Source organism: Polynucleobacter bastaniensis, assembly GCF_018882205.1.
Classification (GTDB): Bacteria; Pseudomonadota; Gammaproteobacteria; order Burkholderiales; family Burkholderiaceae; genus Polynucleobacter; species Polynucleobacter bastaniensis.
In genome coordinates, this window is sequence record NZ_JACVOU010000001.1 from 1 (window position 1) to 15,708 (window position 15,708).

18 protein-coding genes and 1 tRNA gene are annotated in these 15,708 nt (G+C 45.2%); 6 read left to right on the forward strand and 13 right to left on the reverse strand.

Annotation, left to right across the window (positions count from 1 at the left end; genetic code table 11):
- On the forward strand, positions 1 to 96 hold a 96-nt coding region (locus tag ICN22_RS00005; RefSeq protein ID WP_216123889.1), incomplete at its 5' end, for an IS3 family transposase.
- A 71-nt stretch (positions 97 to 167) separates the two neighbouring features.
- On the opposite strand, the gene ICN22_RS00010 is transcribed toward ICN22_RS00005, so the two are convergent.
- The 10 genes from ICN22_RS00010 to ICN22_RS00055 all read right to left on the reverse strand — a co-directional run bounded on the left by ICN22_RS00010 (position 168) and on the right by ICN22_RS00055 (position 7,610).
- Positions 168 to 665 carry a pilin gene (locus tag ICN22_RS00010; protein ID WP_216168303.1) on the reverse strand — a complete coding sequence of 166 codons (498 nt, stop codon included), beginning with the start codon at positions 663 to 665 and terminating at the stop codon, positions 168 to 170.
- A gap of 123 nt (positions 666 to 788) precedes the next feature.
- Positions 789 to 1,496, reverse strand: a complete 708-nt coding sequence (locus ICN22_RS00015) for a TerC family protein (RefSeq protein ID WP_216168305.1) — start codon at positions 1,494 to 1,496, stop codon at positions 789 to 791.
- A gap of 83 nt (positions 1,497 to 1,579) precedes the next feature.
- Entirely contained in the window at positions 1,580 to 2,473 is an 894-nt protein-coding gene (gene sucD, locus ICN22_RS00020) for a succinate--CoA ligase subunit alpha (RefSeq protein ID WP_216168306.1), read from the reverse strand.
- A gap of 14 nt (positions 2,474 to 2,487) precedes the next feature.
- A complete protein-coding gene (sucC, locus tag ICN22_RS00025) occupies positions 2,488 to 3,657 on the reverse strand; it encodes an ADP-forming succinate--CoA ligase subunit beta (RefSeq protein ID WP_216168308.1) in 1,170 nt (389 codons plus the stop codon).
- A gap of 159 nt (positions 3,658 to 3,816) precedes the next feature.
- Positions 3,817 to 4,353, reverse strand: coding sequence for a recombination regulator RecX (recX, locus tag ICN22_RS00030; protein WP_216168310.1), 537 nt, complete (start codon positions 4,351 to 4,353; stop codon positions 3,817 to 3,819).
- A 7-nt stretch (positions 4,354 to 4,360) separates the two neighbouring features.
- Positions 4,361 to 5,449, reverse strand: coding sequence for a recombinase RecA (gene recA / locus ICN22_RS00035; protein WP_046330807.1), 1,089 nt, complete (start codon positions 5,447 to 5,449; stop codon positions 4,361 to 4,363).
- Positions 5,450 to 5,565: 116 nt separating this feature from the next.
- Complete coding sequence (locus tag ICN22_RS00040) at positions 5,566 to 6,099, reverse strand: DUF2878 domain-containing protein (RefSeq protein WP_216168311.1); 534 nt, start codon at positions 6,097 to 6,099, stop codon at positions 5,566 to 5,568.
- A gap of 64 nt (positions 6,100 to 6,163) precedes the next feature.
- Positions 6,164 to 6,240 (reverse strand) — tRNA-Met (locus ICN22_RS00045).
- Positions 6,241 to 6,310: 70 nt separating this feature from the next.
- Entirely contained in the window at positions 6,311 to 7,045 is a 735-nt protein-coding gene (locus tag ICN22_RS00050) for a fumarylacetoacetate hydrolase family protein (protein ID WP_255533805.1), read from the reverse strand.
- A gap of 178 nt (positions 7,046 to 7,223) precedes the next feature.
- Entirely contained in the window at positions 7,224 to 7,610 is a 387-nt protein-coding gene (locus ICN22_RS00055; RefSeq protein ID WP_255533757.1) for a hypothetical protein, read from the reverse strand.
- A gap of 65 nt (positions 7,611 to 7,675) precedes the next feature.
- Between ICN22_RS00055 and ICN22_RS00060 the strand changes: the two genes are divergently transcribed.
- Entirely contained in the window at positions 7,676 to 8,287 is a 612-nt protein-coding gene (locus ICN22_RS00060) for an MOSC domain-containing protein (RefSeq protein WP_216168314.1), read from the forward strand.
- 79 nt (positions 8,288 to 8,366) lie between these two features.
- Here ICN22_RS00060 and ICN22_RS00065 read toward each other — a convergent pair whose 3' ends face one another.
- Together ICN22_RS00065 and ICN22_RS00070 are read right to left on the reverse strand one after the other, a co-directional pair.
- Complete coding sequence (locus tag ICN22_RS00065) at positions 8,367 to 10,037, reverse strand: MFS transporter (RefSeq protein WP_216168315.1); 1,671 nt, start codon at positions 10,035 to 10,037, stop codon at positions 8,367 to 8,369.
- 95 nt (positions 10,038 to 10,132) lie between these two features.
- Complete coding sequence (locus ICN22_RS00070; protein WP_216168316.1) at positions 10,133 to 10,285, reverse strand: hypothetical protein; 153 nt, start codon at positions 10,283 to 10,285, stop codon at positions 10,133 to 10,135.
- 56 nt (positions 10,286 to 10,341) lie between these two features.
- Between ICN22_RS00070 and ICN22_RS00075 the strand changes: the two genes are divergently transcribed.
- Genes ICN22_RS00075 through ICN22_RS00090 form a run of 4 tightly spaced genes read left to right on the forward strand, consistent with a single transcriptional unit; the run spans position 10,342 to position 15,068 of the window.
- Positions 10,342 to 11,427, forward strand: a complete 1,086-nt coding sequence (locus ICN22_RS00075; RefSeq protein ID WP_216168317.1) for a TRAP transporter substrate-binding protein — start codon at positions 10,342 to 10,344, stop codon at positions 11,425 to 11,427.
- A gap of 20 nt (positions 11,428 to 11,447) precedes the next feature.
- Positions 11,448 to 11,990 carry a TRAP transporter small permease subunit gene (locus ICN22_RS00080; protein WP_216168318.1) on the forward strand — a complete coding sequence of 181 codons (543 nt, stop codon included), beginning with the start codon at positions 11,448 to 11,450 and terminating at the stop codon, positions 11,988 to 11,990.
- Positions 11,987 to 13,432, forward strand: a complete 1,446-nt coding sequence (locus ICN22_RS00085) for a TRAP transporter large permease (protein ID WP_216168319.1) — start codon at positions 11,987 to 11,989, stop codon at positions 13,430 to 13,432. Before ICN22_RS00080 ends, ICN22_RS00085 begins: the two co-directional genes overlap by 4 nt.
- A 37-nt stretch (positions 13,433 to 13,469) precedes the next feature.
- Positions 13,470 to 15,068: a gamma-glutamyltransferase family protein gene (locus ICN22_RS00090; RefSeq protein ID WP_216168320.1), complete on the forward strand. Its 1,599-nt coding sequence runs from the start codon at positions 13,470 to 13,472 to the stop codon at positions 15,066 to 15,068.
- Here ICN22_RS00090 and ICN22_RS00095 read toward each other — a convergent pair.
- Complete coding sequence (locus tag ICN22_RS00095; RefSeq protein ID WP_216168321.1) at positions 15,055 to 15,684, reverse strand: trimeric intracellular cation channel family protein; 630 nt, start codon at positions 15,682 to 15,684, stop codon at positions 15,055 to 15,057. The genes ICN22_RS00090 and ICN22_RS00095 overlap by 14 nt on opposite strands.
- Positions 15,685 to 15,708: the final 24 nt, after the last annotated feature.

Below are 15,708 nucleotides of genomic sequence, written 5' to 3' on the forward strand. Positions count from 1 at the left end.
GAATACATCCATTACTACAACCATGATCGGATCAAACAAAAACTAAAGGGATTGAGCCCGGTGCAATACCGAACTCAATCCCTCGTGCTAACCTAACTAAACTGTCCAACTTTATGGGGTCAGTTCACTAGGGTGGCTTAATTTCTTATGAAGTACTGATCATTGCCTTACTTCGTGATACGGCACTCCGAAGGCAATAGTTGAGGCAACAGATTCGTTTCCGAGGAGCGGCAAGACCATCCACCAGCCCAAGTCGACCCTTCTGGCTTGGATAGATCAATAGCTTTAGGAACATTAGCATCTGGATTATTTGTCGGAATAAGATGCAATGTGTTTTTATTATCTGCAGCAACATTGTTTTGAAAGTCGATGGCAATGGCGCCTGAAGGTGTAATCTCAATCAACTTCACGCTACGTGTGGGTACAAAAGTAAACGAGCCATGGGTTGCCTCATCCATCGGTACAGTACCGCGACTTGCAAAAGCCTCTGTCACAGCGAGCTTGGCACTAGAAGAGAGATTCATGCCCTCTACGATGCGACTACGGGCAATGTAATCTTGATATTGAGGTACAGCTACTGCCACCAGAATACCAATGATGGCAACCACCACCATAACCTCAATCAAGGTAAATCCAGATTCTTGCTGTTGATCTCGTGTAGACATATTTATTAGCTCCTGAGGGTTTAATCCCTCATCATCCAGTCTATACCCAACACACTCAAGATGTCCAAATGTAAGAAAAGCCAGCTTTGAAGGCCGGCTTTTCTGATTAATGCGAAAGAAAAATTAATGCGCTTCTTTAGCCGCGTTCTTTTTCTTGAAATAGCTGCCAACCAAAATCACAATTGCTATACCAACTATTTCAAAAGCTAGCTTCGCATCTCCTAGGGCAGCCTGGATGCTATCTTTGATTGCGGGATCGTCAACCAGCATACCTCCAGCCAAGAAACCTAACAGTCCTGCACCAATAGTAATAATGATTGGGAAACGCTCCATTACCTTGAGCAACATAGCGCTGCCAAAAATAATCAATGGAATAGACATCGCCAAACCAATGATCAAGAGTAAAAGACGAGTTTCCTCGGGACCTTTTTGAGCTGCAGCTGCAACGGCTAGAACGTTATCTAAACTCATCACTAAGTCAGCAATCAAAATCGTACGAATAGCTCCCCAAATACTAGTCTTAGCTTCCATATGTTCTTCGCCACCACTATCAGACAATAGTTGGATGCCGATGTAGAGCAATAGCAAGCCGCCTACGATTTTTAAATATGGCAGCGTTAATAAAGCTACTGCAGTAATCGTGAGAACAACACGCAAGATGATGGCTGCCGCACTACCCCAAAAGATTGCCTTTTTTTGCTGAGCAGGTGGTAAGTTGCGTGATGCCAGTGCGATCACCACTGCGTTATCCCCAGACAGCAAAATATTCGCAACAATGATTGAAAGTAATGCCGCCCAAAAGGCTGCATCAGAAAATGCTGAAAAATCCATAATGTCTCCGTACTTTTATATGTTTTAGTTTTAACTACTGGGTGATACAAAAAACATGCCGACGAGTCGGCATGTCTCTTTGATTACAACATAGCTTTAAGTAAAGCAGCCATTTCTGATGGGTTTCTAGTCACTTTAAAGCCACATTCTTCCATCACTGCAAGCTTTGCATCCGCTGTATCTGCACCACCAGATATCAATGCGCCAGCATGGCCCATACGTTTTCCAGGAGGCGCTGTCACGCCAGCGATAAAGCCAACAATCGGCTTCTTCATGTTTGCTTTACACCAGCGCGCTGCTTCAGCTTCATCTGGACCACCGATTTCGCCGATCATAATAACCGCATCCGTATCTGGATCTTCGTTAAACATGCGCATCACATCAATATGCTTTAAGCCATTGATTGGATCACCACCAATGCCAACCGCTGTGGACTGACCTAAACCAATCGCCGTCAATTGACCAACCGCTTCATACGTCAAAGTACCTGAACGGCTCACTACACCAATGCGACCTTTTTTATGGATATGACCTGGCATGATGCCAATTTTGATTTCATCAGGAGTAATGATTCCAGGGCAATTTGGGCCAAGCAATAAAGTCTTCTTACCACCGGCAACTTCTTTTGCATGCATCTTGTTACGCACTTCCAACATATCCTTAACTGGAATGCCTTCAGTGATACAAATAACAAAATCGAGGTCAGCTTCAACAGCTTCCCAAATAGCAGCAGCAGCTCCAGGAGGTGGAACATAAATAACTGAGGTGCTTGCACCTGTTTGCTGAGCGGCTTCTTTTACAGTTCCATAAATTGGAATATTGAAAATGGACTCGCCTGCTTTTTTAGGATTAACGCCAGCAACAAAACAGTTTTTACCGTTTGCGTATTCTTGGCACTTTTCTGTATGGAATTGGCCAGTCTTACCAGTAATACCTTGAGTAATTACTTTAGTATTTTTATTTACCAAAATAGACATATTGATTTCCTTGATTATTTATTTTTCGCAACAGCAGCAACTACCTTAGTAGCAGCTTCTGCCATTGAATCGGCGCTAATGATTGGTAAACCAGAGTCTGCAAGAATCTTCTTGCCTAATTCCTCATTAGTACCCTTCATGCGTACGACCAAAGGTACAGTCAAGTTCACTGCCTTACAGGCAGTAACCACACCGTCAGCAATTACGTCGCAACGCATAATCCCACCGAAAATGTTCACCAAGATTGCTTCAACGCTCTTGTTCTTGAGCATGATCTTGAACGCTTCTGTTACTTTCTCTGCAGTTGCACCGCCACCAACGTCTAAGAAGTTTGCTGGCTCGCCACCGAACAACTTAATGGTATCCATCGTAGCCATTGCTAAACCCGCACCATTCACTAAGCAACCAATATTGCCGTCCAGTGAAATGTAGGCTAATTCAAACTTAGAAGCCTCAATCTCAGCCGCATCTTCTTCATCGATATCGCGATAAGCCACGATTTCTGGATGACGATACAAAGCATTTGGATCAAAATTGAATTTGGCATCCAGTGCCTTGATCTTGCCATTACCTTCGAGAATTAATGGATTGATCTCGACTAATGAAGCATCAGTTTCCCAATAGGTTTTGTACAAGTTCTTAAACACATCACTTGCCATTGGAATAGAAGCATCAGGAACGCCAATACCTTTGGCAATAATCTGGCAATCAGCATCTGTCAAACCAATCAATGGATCAACAAATACTTTAATAATTTTTTCAGGATGAGTTTCTGCAACCTCTTCAATATTCATACCGCCTTCGCTAGACGCCATGATCACATTCTTCTGTGTACCACGATCGGTAACGATACTGAAGTAGTACTCTTTTTTGATATCGGCGCCGTCTTCAATTAAGAGGTGATTTACTTTTTGACCTTCTGGACCAGTTTGATGGGTTTTTAACTGCATACCCAAAATTTCAGAAGAATATTTCTTCACTTCGTCCATGCTGCGAGCTAATTTCACGCCGCCGCCTTTACCGCGACCACCCGCATGAATTTGCGCCTTAACAACCCATACTGGACCGCCAAGCTTTTCGGCAGCCTTAATTGCCTCATCAACACTAAATGCAGGGATGCCGTTTGGAACTGGCACATTAAATTGGCGTAGTAATTCTTTACCTTGGTACTCGTGAATTTTCATTATTACTCCCGAAACGGTATCTTTTTTAGCAAGCGATGAGGATTAGTTAAACCGAATTAACCTGGTTTACCTATTTGAGTAAACGGTAGCGGTTTAGTCGACTTCGTAAGTCTATCATGCTGCAATGCGGCAACATGCCCTATCTGCTCCGTAATTGCCCTAGCTTGAGCGCCCCGCTATCACCTTAGACACTACATCCGAACTAAAGCCCTTGGAGGCCAGGAAACGATATTGACGAGCCCGTTCCTTCTGTTCTGTTGCTACAGCTCCAAATTTACGTAGCCACAATTCATGAGCACGCTGGTATTCGGTCTCTTTGAGCTTTTTGAGAAGATTTATCGTTTTTGCGCTATCCACCCCAGCTTGGGTGAGCTCATCCTGTATTTTTCGGGTTCCGAAGCGCTCGCTACGACGCCTAACAAGGGCCTCTGCAAATCGCTCATCAGAAAGCCAGCCGCGAGCCTCAAAATCATCTAAGGCAGCCTCAATCTGAACATTTAAGGGAGTGGTTTGTGCACTCTCCTCAGAATCCTCATCTGCAGACTTGAGTTTGAGCATCCTAGCCGCTGACTCTTCAAGCTTTGCTGCCAGCCCCTTGCGGCTGTACTCGCGCATGGATAAAAGGCGCAAAGCCCGAGCTTTGAGACTCGGGCTTTGTTTCTTGTTTTTTTTAACAGTGCTACCTAATTCTGACATCGAAGAATTACGCTTCCTCTTCTTCGCTCAAAACGTCACTGACTATTGCTGTGCCAGTCTTTACGCCCAATTTCGCACGAATCTTAGCTTCAATATCTTGCGCAATAGCTGGGTTCTCTTTCAAGAACTCACGCACATTGTCTTTTCCTTGGCCAATACGATCGCCGTTATAGGCATACCAAGAGCCTGATTTTTCAACGATATCAGCCTCAACACCCATATCGATAATTTCACCTTCTCGAGAAATTCCAGCGCCGTACATGATGTCAAAGATGGCTTCGCGGAATGGCGGAGATACCTTGTTCTTAACTACCTTGACGCGTGTCTCATTACCAACCACTTCATCGCCTTTCTTGATACTGCCGATACGACGAATATCCAAACGCATAGAGGCGTAGAACTTCAGTGCATTACCACCAGTTGTGGTTTCAGGCGAACCAAACATCACGCCAATTTTCATACGAATCTGGTTAATGAAGATAACGGTTGTATTAGTACGCTTGATCGCGCCAGTCAACTTACGCAAGGCTTGGCTCATCAGACGGGCTTGTAGGCCTGGTAATGAATCGCCCATATCGCCCTCGATCTCAGCCCTTGGAACCAAGGCTGCTACAGAGTCAATAACGATTAAATCGATTGAGCCTGAGCGCACTAAAGCATCTGCAATTTCCAATGCTTGCTCGCCAGTATCTGGTTGAGAGATCAACAGATTATTTACATCTACGCCTAAGCGCGAGGCGTACTGAACATCTAAAGCATGCTCCGCGTCGATGAAAGCACAAGTTCCACCAATCTTTTGCATCTCTGCAATCGCATGCAAAGTCAAAGTGGTCTTACCTGAAGATTCTGGGCCGTAAATCTCAATGACGCGCCCGCGCGCCAAACCACCGACTCCAAGGGCAATATCTAAACCCAATGAACCGCTAGAAACCACCTGAATATCTTGATGAATCTCTGCATCACCCAATCTCATGATCGAGCCCTTACCAAATTGCTTCTCAATTTGCGCTAAGGCTGCAGTTAATGCTTTTTGCTTGTCTCCGCTCATACCATCAAATTCGGATGAGGCTGATTTTCTTTTATCGTCTAAGGCCATATATGCTCCCTTTTCGCTATTTGTTGGGCTATTTTTTGAGTTTTTTGAGTTTTTCGTTAACATGGAGTTACTGTATATAAAAACAGTACTATTTGCAAGTGGCTTTTGAAAAGAATTTACTGATTCTGTCGTAGATTTGCACTTACATGACGGTGATGCCAATGAAAAAATAGTGGCATAGCAACCCCCCATACGATTGCTAAGAGGATGAGGCCGCCTAACTGTCCATTGGGCCCCCAGGAACCTGCGCCCATGCGAATACCTGCCTCATAGGACATTGGACCCGCTATTGCCCCTAAGACCGCTCCCAACCATGGCTTGCCACGTAACCAGGTTAAAGATCCGTTAACCGTGCTGGCTACCAATGCCCATAGGGTCCACAACCAAAATGGGGATAAGTAGACGCTAGGCCAAGCGTCTTTAAAGTACAAAAAGCCTAGATTGGCTATAAGTGTGTCAGCACTCACTCCAAATATAACCGCTTTGAATATTAGTTTCAGTTCTAGCTTTGAGTGCTCTGAGCGCCAAATATGTAATGCAAGGTACAAGAGAGTGCCAATGACGGGCCATAAAACCTGCTCATTAGCCGCACCAATAATGCAAGCAAACCAACCAACTTGGAAAAGGACGAAGTTCCAAAATTTAGCCATCGATCAGCTCCAAGCAACATTAGCTAAGAAAAAGGCCACTACCGGTGGGCAATGGCCTCTTGTTTGGTGGCGATTCAGGGATTCGAACCCCGGACCTGTGGATTATGATTCCATCGCTCTAACCAACTGAGCTAAATCGCCGAAGGTGAGATTTTAGCTTATTTGGTCAAAATGCTCAATTAATCCACTTTGGCCAGAGAAACCTGAGCCATCAAACAATCTTAATGCTTAAATCTGGCAAATTATCGATAGTGCATCGAATGACATCACCACGAATCACTGGCCCCACATTCTCAGGGGTACCAGAATAAATAATGTCCCCAGGAAACAATTCATTTGCCTCGGATAGCTTTGCAATTTGCTCTGCTACCGACCAAATCATTTGATCTAAATTGGCCTTCTGTTTCACAACACCGTTTACAGAAAGTGAAATTGCACCTTTAGTAAAGTGGCCAATCTGACTCACTCGAAAGATCGGTCCAATAGGGGCTGAATAGTCAAATGATTTACCGATTTCCCAAGGCTTTTTCTGGTCACCCATAAAGCGCTGTAAATCACGGCGCGTCATATCTAAGCCCAAAGCGTACCCAAACACATGCTCCAATGCCTTCTCTACCGGAATATTCTTTCCACCCTTATTGAGAGCTGCAACCAACTCAACCTCATAGTGATAGTTTTTAGTAAGTGATGGATAAGGATGATCCACTAGCTTATTTGGCGCTACGAACTGAATAGCATCTGTTGGCTTCTGAAAAAAGAATGGTGGCTCGCGAGTAGGATCAGATCCCATCTCACGTGCATGGGCGGCATAGTTTCTGCCGATACAGTAGACGCGACGTACAGGAAATTCAGCATCACTTCCTGCAATGGGTATCAGTGTTTGCGCAACTACAAAAGGAGTCTGAATTGAGTCGCCCAACTTGTGCGCCTGAGCACCGGCAACCATCCCCACAGAAGAGAGTGATGCAACACCAAACTTAATCGCATTACGACGACTAAGAAGATCGTTTTCTTGATTTGACATGCCCAAGCCCTTTAAAAAGATAAATCATCGTAATCCTATTGCCAAATATATACATCAGGAAAATCCCCAGCAAAACTACCACCCACAAGAATATGATGCCTTATTTAATCTGAAAGGCGCTCACCGCCTCATCTCGGTTATAGCGGACAAACACTTCAATTTTCTGAGCTAAAAAGAGTTTCTTCAGGACCTCATCTTTATTTTCAAAAGTGACCGCCGTTTGCTCTGGGAAGCGCGAAAAAGGATCACTCATGACCTCAATAGATTGACCATCTACTTTGATCAGCCGAATAGTGCGCTTATACAGGCGATCAGGCTGAATAAAAATCAGGCGTTTAAGATACTTATCTAAAACCAGCTTTTGCCCCTGGTCATTGGTCTTAAAGTAATAAACCAATTCATCTTTGCCATTAGTGGTGACATCGCGCTCCTCATCCCACTTAGCGAATGCTATCTGGCTGGTCAGCGCCAAAAGAATTGCTACCATGAATAATCTATATAAAGGCATCATTTACTTTCAGAGTTCAATTCATCTTATCAGCCAAAGCACTTATGCGACTACTCTCCATATCCTCCGGCAAAGTGATGCCGCTCTTTGGGTCTCATCACCCAAATTACTCAACCGTAGCTTCAGCTATCGAAAAAAAATCTGTCAGCAATCTCGCCTCCCCCGCCTCCATAGAAATCACCCGCCTTGGCGTTGCGGGCGATGAACAAGCCGATCTATCAGTACACGGCGGTATTGATAAAGCGATTTACGTTTATCCAATCGAGCACTATGCTTTTTGGAACGAGCTACTTTCCCGCGAAACCAAAAAATCAGTCAATCTTCCCCTGGGTGCTTTGGGTGAAAACTTCACAATTGAAGGCTTGCTGGAAAGGGAGATATTTGTTGGGGATCAGATGCACATTGGCGCCCTTCAATTTACTGTAGTCAAGCTACGCGAACCCTGCTTTAAGTTCAACGCCAAAATGAAATACAAGGGTGCAGCCAAATCGATGTTGCAATCGGGCTTTAGTGGATGGTACCTACGCGTAAATCAAACTGGTGCGCTCGAAGCGGGAGATGCAATTACAGTAGTGCCGGGTCAAAGACTGACATCCATTGCGGATCAGAATCAAGCCCTCTTTAATCGGGGTAATCAGAAAGATCTTTGGGATTAATTGCTGTGTTTCATTTTTGGCAATAAAAAACCCGACCACAGAGTGGTCGGGTTTAGTTTTTGAAACGGGCTAATGAAACTTAATCTTTAGCGTAGATATCCACGTCTTTAGTTTCTTTAATAAACAGTGTGCCGATTACCAATGTCACCGTAGCGATGATGATTGGGTACCAGAGACCGTAATAAATATTACCGTTTTGCGCAACCAAAGCAAAAGCGATTGTTGGCATCAAACCGCCGAACCAACCGTTACCAATGTGGTATGGCAAGGACATCGAGGTGTAACGAATACGGGTTGGGAACAACTCAACCAACATCGCTGCAATTGGGCCATAAACCATGGTTACCAAAATCACCAAAATTACCAAGATGCCAAGAATCGCAGCATGGTTGATGCCAGCAGGATCAGCCTTTGCAGGATAACCAGCAGCATTCAATGCATCACGAATGGCTTTCTTGAACTCAGCATCTTTTGCTTTCGCATCAGCTGGCGCCAGACCCTTAGCGGAGTAGCCTTGGATCTCTGTATCGCCAATCTTCACAACAGCAGTACCACCGGCTGGGCCAGCAATGGTTGTGTAACTTGCAGAGTTAGAAGCCATCACCTGTTTTGCAATGTCGCATGAGCTAGTAAACTTCGCAGTACCTGTTGGGTTGAACTGGAAAGTACATTCGTTCACATCAGCAGTAACACTTGCTGGTGCAGTCGCCATCGCCTTTTCTAACGCTGGGTTAGCAAAGTGAGTTAAACCGTTAAACAAGGACACTGGTGTGTTCGGGATGTACAGAATGATGGCGAGTAACAAACCACCCATGATGATGACCTTACGGCCAATCTTATCTGACAAAGTACCGAAGATCACGAAGAATGGTGTGCCGATTACCAATGAAGCAGCAATCAACAAGTTCGCAGTCTTAGGATCTACCTTCAATACTTGAGTAAGGTAGAACAAAGCATAGAACTGACCTGTGTACCAAACCACCGCTTGGCCTGCAACCAGACCAAACAATGCCAAGATCACAATCTTCAAGTTCTTCCATTGACCGAATGATTCGCCCAAAGGAGATTTAGATAACTTACCTTCATCCTTCATCTTCTTAAAAGCTGGGGATTCGTTCATCGATAAACGGATGTAAACAGAAATGGCCAACAATAAGATTGATAAAAGGAATGGAACACGCCAGCCCCAAACGTCGAAGTCTGGACCTGTAAATTCACGTGTAAACAAAATCACGAGCAAAGACAAGAACAAACCTAATGTAGCTGTAGTTTGAATCCAAGCTGTATATGCACCACGCTTACCGTGAGGAGCATGCTCCGCCACGTAAGTAGCAGCACCACCGTACTCACCACCCAAAGCCAAACCTTGAAGCATACGTAATGCGATCAAAATGACTGGAGCAGCAACACCGATAGTTGCATAGTTAGGCAGCAAACCCACGATAAAGGTCGCGCCACCCATGAGCATGATCGTTACCAAGAAAGTGTACTTACGACCGATCAAGTCTCCTAAGCGACCGAATACCAAAGCGCCGAATGGGCGAACAATAAAGCCGGCAGCAAACGCAAGCAATGCGAAAATGAAGGCAGAACCTGCATCTAAGCCTGAGAAAAACTGCTTGGCCATAATCGCGGCCAATGAACCGTAAAGATAAAAGTCGTACCACTCAAAAACCGTACCTAAAGAGGAAGCAAAAATAACTTTGCGTTCTTCAGCGGTCATTGGGGCTGCTTTAGTTGATGTTGACATCAGTAGCTCCTAACTATTTTTATTAAATAAAAAACAACTAGGCGATTATGCTTTGAAAAAAATCAAAGAAATCCACTACTTAGGGTAATTCCCCATCAAATTAGATCGGGGTTTTCCCCATAAATGTGGATTTGTTGCAACGCATTCGATGCATTCTCTAAGCAGGCGTTTGCACCAAGATATTGCAAGCCGCCCAATTTAGGTGCAAATGTAAATGAGCATCCAACGGTATCCCGATTTAATGGCATGAGCGGTCAGTATCTGGCAGCGCACTAAAAAGATAACTAATTAAGGAGCTATACAAATGAAAAGACGTGACTTTTTAAGTAAAACTGCATTGGGTGCAGCTGCTGGTGTACTAGCAGCTCCTGCAATAGCGCAGTCCATGCCTGAAGTGAAATGGCGCTGTGCCTCTAGCTTTCCAAAAAGCTTAGATACGATTTACGGTGGTGGCGAATATATTTCCAAGCGCGTTGCCGCACTGACTGATGGTAAGTTTCAAATCCGTATTTTTGGTGCCGGTGAGATTGTTCCCGCATTTGGTACGGTAGATGCGGTTCAGCAAGGTACTGTTGAGTGCACCCATACAGCTGGCTATTACTTCGTTGGAAAAAATAAAACCTTTGCTTTTGATACCACCGTGCCTTTCGGCATGAACCAACGTCAGCAAAATGCCTGGATGTATTGGGGTGGAGGCTTGAAGCTCCAACGTGAATTCTTGCGTGATTACAACATCGTCTCTTTCCCAGCAGGAAATACCGGTACGCAAATGGGCGGCTGGTTTAAGAAGCCCGTCAAAACAGTCGCTGACCTCAAAGGTCTAAAAATGCGTATTGCAGGCTTAGGTGGTGAAGTGATGTCACGTCTGGGCGCGATCCCCCAGCAAATCGCTGGCGGTGATATTTACCCTGCTTTAGAAAAAGGTGTTATCGATGCGGCTGAGTGGGTTGGTCCGTATGACGATGAAAAATTAGGCTTTTACAAAATTGCACCTTACTACTACTACCCAGGATGGTGGGAGGCTTGCTCGATGTATTCCATGTACGTCAACATCAAGGAATGGGAAAAGTTGCCTAAGCAATATCAAGAGGCATTCGCCTCAGCATGTGCAGAATGCAATATCGACATGATGGCGGAGTATGACTATAAAAATCCAATCGCCTTGCAAAGCTTAATTAAGAATGGCGTGAAACTTCAATCCTATTCAACAGAAATTATGAAAGCAGCCTCTACTGCTGCGTTCGAGATGTATGAAGAAGAGGCTGCCAAAAATCCATCGTTCAAGAAAATTTATGAGCCATGGAAGAAGTTCCGTAACGACCAAATGCTGTGGAATAAGGTTGCAGAGCAGACGCTCATGAGCTTTATGTTGACGAACCCTGTCAAATAAAAACCTACCGATAAGTTGATATGCCAAAACAATTATTAGTTTTCTCAAGTTTCGTTGATCGCCTGAATGACCGTTTTGGTGTTTTAGCGAGTTGGTTGGTGTTACTTGCCGTACTGGTCAGCACAGCAAATGCGCTGATCCGGTACGGCTTTAATGTCAGTTCGAATGGCTGGTTAGAAGCCCAGTGGTATTTATTTGCCGGGATGGTGATGTTTGGTGCCGCCACTACGTTTCGCCTTAATGAACACGTTCGGGTAGACGTTTTGTATGCAATGTATCCAAATAAAGTTCGACTTTGGCTAGATCTTTGCGGTGGTATTGTTTTCTTTTTACCAGTGACGATTGTCATTGGGTATTACTCCTGGGAATTCTTTATCACCTCGGTGATTCAAAATGAGACCTCAAGCAATCCAGGCGGCCTCATTCGTTGGCCAGTTCGCGGCGCCATTACTCTTGGCTTTTTCTTACTGACCCTTCAAGGCCTCTCTGAAATTGTCAAACGATACGCAGCCATTATTGGCGTGATCAAAATCGATCCTAAGTACGAAAGACCTTTGCAATGATTAGTCATGATCTGATGGCCCCCATTATGTTTGGGGGTCTGATTCTATTTTTGTTAATTGGATATCCTGCAGCCTTTTCTCTTGGCGCTGTTGGCTTGTTCTTTTCCTTTATTGGCATCGAGATGGGCATGTTTCAGCCCACCTTCTTGCAAGCCCTGCCAGACAGAGTCTTTGGAATTCTTTCAAATGACCTCTTGCTCTCCATCCCCTTCTTTACCTTCATGGGAGCCATTCTTGAAAAGTGCGGCTTAGCGGAAGACATGCTGGAGGGACTGGGACAGTTATTCGGTCCAATCCGCGGTGGCCTTGCCTATGCTGTCATTATTGTTGGCGCTATTTTGGGGGCAATCACTGGCACGGTCGCAGCTTCAGTCATTGCGATGGGTCTTATTTCTCTACCAATTATGTTGCGCTATGGGTACAACCCACGCGTAGCAACTGGTGTCATTGCAGCGTCTGGAACTATCACCCAACTCATTCCACCTTCGCTCGTATTAATTGTGTTGGCTGATCAATTGGGTAAATCGGTTGGAGATATGTATGCAGGCGCTATTGGGCCATCCATTATTCAAGTAGCGCTCTTTTGCTTGTTTATTTTCTTCCTATCCATTTTTAGGCCGCAAGATGTGCCTGCCCTCCCGCCAGAGGCTCGCCCTAAGATTGACTGGAAATTACTCAAGAAAATTCTCTGGGGCATCGTACCCTCGATTGCCCTGATTTTCTTGGTGCTTGGCACCATCTTGATGGGTCTTGCTACACCAACTGAAGGTGGTGCAATGGGCTCAGTTGGTGCCTTGGTTCTGGCGGCAATGAATAATCGACTTAAAAAGCCTTTGGTCTGGGAAGCCATGACTTCCACTATGCGTATCAATGCCATGGTGATCTTTATCTTGATTGGCTCAACCGTGTTTGGCCTTGCATTTAGAGGAGTGGATGGTGACCTATGGATTGAGAACCTGCTATCTGGGCTACCAGGCGGTCAAGTTGGCTTCTTGATTGCGGTGAACTTATTTGTATTCTTCTTAGCCTTCTTTTTGGATTATTTTGAGATCGCCTTCATCATCATCCCTTTGTTAGCACCAGTTGCCGAAAAACTGGGTATTGATCTCATTTGGTTCGGCGTTCTACTGGGCGCTAATATGCAAACTTCGTTCATGCATCCTCCATTTGGTTTTGCATTGTTCTATTTGCGTGGTGTTGCACCCAAATCTCTCAAAAGTTCGGATATCTACTATGGAGCGCTACCTTGGGTTGGCTTACAGCTCATATTGGTTGCCATCATTATCTTTATCCCAGAAACTGTGACCTATTTTGTTGACAAACCTGCTGCCGTCTTTGATGCTAGCGGTCCATCGGTTGATCCATTGGCTGGTGTAGAGCAAAATGAGATTACGGTAGACTCCAGCTCTGACATTGAACGTCAGCTACGAGAGAATAAATAGCAATACATATTGAGACAGCAGTCAAAGGGATTTGGTAATGCAACAAAAATGGGGAATTCGTGGGATGGCGGTAGCGCCACACTCACTAGCATCTGAATCAGCATTAGCGGTACTGCGTGAGGGTGGTAATGCATTAGAGGCAATGATTGCAGCAGCAGCGACCATTGCCGTTGTTTATCCCCACATGAACTCCATTGGCGGTGACTCTTTCTGGGTAGTTCACTCTCCTGGTAAAGCTATGGGCGGAATTGATGCCTGTGGTGCTGCGGCTGGTCTAGCGACTAAACATTGGTATGCCGAGCGCGGAGTGACTAAAGCTATTCCATTTCGGGGAGCCATTGCGGCTAATACTGTTGCGGGCACCATTTCTGGTTGGGGTGCAGCACAAAAGCTTTCAAAAAAAGGTTTGGGTGGAAGACTTCCACTCTCCCGCTTGCTAGCAGATGCTATTCATTATGCTGAAGCTGGAGTTCCGGTAACGTACAGTCAATCAAGTTTAACTGAAAAAAAGAGAGTGGAGTTAAGCCCTATTCCCGGATTTTCAGAGACATTTTTAGTTAAAGGCAAGGCCCCTGAAGTGGGTAGTATCTTTAAACAAGAACGCCTTGCAAAAACCTTGCGACAAATCTCTCGCAAGGGCACAGAAGATTACTATCGTGGCGATTTAGCTGAATTACTCGCAAAAGAGCTTACAGAGATTGGTAGCCCTCTCAGACTATCTGACCTTCACCGCCATCAAGCGAAACTGATTGACCCGCTTGAGCTCAAGCACAGTACGGGCAATGTTTACAACATGACGCCCCCAACCCAAGGCGTTGTGTCTTTGATGATCATTGGTATCTTGGATCAACTCAATCTCAAGCGCTTCAAAGTAGATAGCGCGGAATATGTTCATCACTGTGTTGAGGCTACCAAACAGGCATTTAAGGTACGCGATCAATTTGTCACCGATCCAGCTTACATGACAAGAAATGCGCAGTCCTTCTTAGCACCTGCTTTCTTAAAGAAATTAGCAAAAAATATTGATCCTGAAAAGGCATTGCCTTGGGGTCAAGGTAAAGGGCCGGCCGATACGATTTGGATGGGTGTGATCGATGGCAATGGAAATTGTGTTTCGTTTATTCAAAGTATTTATCACGAGTTTGGTGCTGGCATCGTATTACCTAAGTCTGGCGTGAATTGGCAAAACCGCGGATGCAGCTTCTCGCTAGATCCAAAAATACTCAATCACCTTGAGCCCTATCGCAAACCATTCCATACATTGAATCCAGCTATGACTTTATTCAAGGATGGTCGATCGATGGTGTACGGCACGATGGGTGGTGATGGTCAACCGCAGACTCAGTGTGCAGTCTTCACTCGCACAGCAACATATGGACTAGATCCACAAGATGCCATTAGTCGCCCACGCTGGTTGCTCGGCAGAACCTGGGGACAAACGAGTGACAGCTTGAAATTAGAATCCCGCTTTAGCCCGTGGGTTGCCAAAGAACTACATTCCCTAGGACATGAGATTGAAATGCTCGACGCCTTTGATGAAACCGTTGGCCATGCCGGTTGCATTGTTCGCGATCCATCCGGCACCCTACATGGCGGCTGGGATCCCCGCAGTGATGGCGCCGTTAGCGCGTTTTAGTAATAAATAATTTGGGTACGCGCAGATCCCAGTAAATGGCTGCTGCGCGTAGTCCAAAAATAGCTAACATGCATATCACCGATCCCTCTAATGTGTACGCTGGGAGGAAATTCAAAATCAGAACATAAATGCAACAACCCAAAGTGACCGGGATTGCATACAGCTCATGTGACATCAATAACGTTTTTCTGCCAGCCAAAATATCGCGTAACAAGCCGCCACCGATAGCGGTCACTACGCCCAAGATGACTGGTGCTACTGGCAATCCGAATTCTAAGTTCCAGGCTTTATCTACCCCCTGAATGCCAAATAAAGCAGCGCCCAGACCGTCGATGTAGAGCATCCAGCGATAAATCTGAGGTTGAGTAAAAAAAGATTCTGCTACGAAAGCGACAATGCACGCGCCCAAGGCTACCCAGATATAAATTTGCGCAATCGACCAAAATGCAGGCACATCCAAAATGATGTCACGCAGAGTTCCGCCACCAATGGCAGTAATCACACCCAATACCATGACGCCAAAAAGATCGACACCCCGATCAGCAATAGCAAGTACGCCAGTTACCGCAAAAGCGATCGTGGCAATGATGCCAATCCAGAAATTGATTTGATCCATACTGACTAGTCTAAATCACCAACA

What these genes read in the sequence shown, in the direction of transcription:
- ICN22_RS00060 (WP_216168314.1), top strand. Translation starts at nt 7,676, where the DNA reads ATGCGACTACTCTCCATATCCTCCGGCAAAGTGATGCCGCTCTTTGGG.
- ICN22_RS00070 (WP_216168316.1), bottom strand. Translation starts at nt 10,285, where the DNA reads ATGCCATTAAATCGGGATACCGTTGGATGCTCATTTACATTTGCACCT.
- ICN22_RS00055 (WP_255533757.1), bottom strand. Translation starts at nt 7,610, where the DNA reads ATGGTAGCAATTCTTTTGGCGCTGACCAGCCAGATAGCATTCGCTAAG.
- ICN22_RS00015 (WP_216168305.1), bottom strand. Translation starts at nt 1,496, where the DNA reads ATGGATTTTTCAGCATTTTCTGATGCAGCCTTTTGGGCGGCATTACTT.
- ICN22_RS00040 (WP_216168311.1), bottom strand. Translation starts at nt 6,099, where the DNA reads ATGGCTAAATTTTGGAACTTCGTCCTTTTCCAAGTTGGTTGGTTTGCT.
- ICN22_RS00080 (WP_216168318.1), top strand. Translation starts at nt 11,448, where the DNA reads ATGCCAAAACAATTATTAGTTTTCTCAAGTTTCGTTGATCGCCTGAAT.
- recX (WP_216168310.1), bottom strand. Translation starts at nt 4,353, where the DNA reads ATGTCAGAATTAGGTAGCACTGTTAAAAAAAACAAGAAACAAAGCCCG.
- ICN22_RS00075 (WP_216168317.1), top strand. Translation starts at nt 10,342, where the DNA reads ATGAAAAGACGTGACTTTTTAAGTAAAACTGCATTGGGTGCAGCTGCT.
- recA (WP_046330807.1), bottom strand. Translation starts at nt 5,449, where the DNA reads ATGGCCTTAGACGATAAAAGAAAATCAGCCTCATCCGAATTTGATGGT.
- ICN22_RS00095 (WP_216168321.1), bottom strand. Translation starts at nt 15,684, where the DNA reads ATGGATCAAATCAATTTCTGGATTGGCATCATTGCCACGATCGCTTTT.
- ICN22_RS00090 (WP_216168320.1), top strand. Translation starts at nt 13,470, where the DNA reads ATGCAACAAAAATGGGGAATTCGTGGGATGGCGGTAGCGCCACACTCA.
- ICN22_RS00085 (WP_216168319.1), top strand. Translation starts at nt 11,987, where the DNA reads ATGATTAGTCATGATCTGATGGCCCCCATTATGTTTGGGGGTCTGATT.
- ICN22_RS00050 (WP_255533805.1), bottom strand. Translation starts at nt 7,045, where the DNA reads ATGGTTGCCGGTGCTCAGGCGCACAAGTTGGGCGACTCAATTCAGACT.
- ICN22_RS00010 (WP_216168303.1), bottom strand. Translation starts at nt 665, where the DNA reads ATGTCTACACGAGATCAACAGCAAGAATCTGGATTTACCTTGATTGAG.
- sucD (WP_216168306.1), bottom strand. Translation starts at nt 2,473, where the DNA reads ATGTCTATTTTGGTAAATAAAAATACTAAAGTAATTACTCAAGGTATT.
- ICN22_RS00065 (WP_216168315.1), bottom strand. Translation starts at nt 10,037, where the DNA reads ATGTCAACATCAACTAAAGCAGCCCCAATGACCGCTGAAGAACGCAAA.
- sucC (WP_216168308.1), bottom strand. Translation starts at nt 3,657, where the DNA reads ATGAAAATTCACGAGTACCAAGGTAAAGAATTACTACGCCAATTTAAT.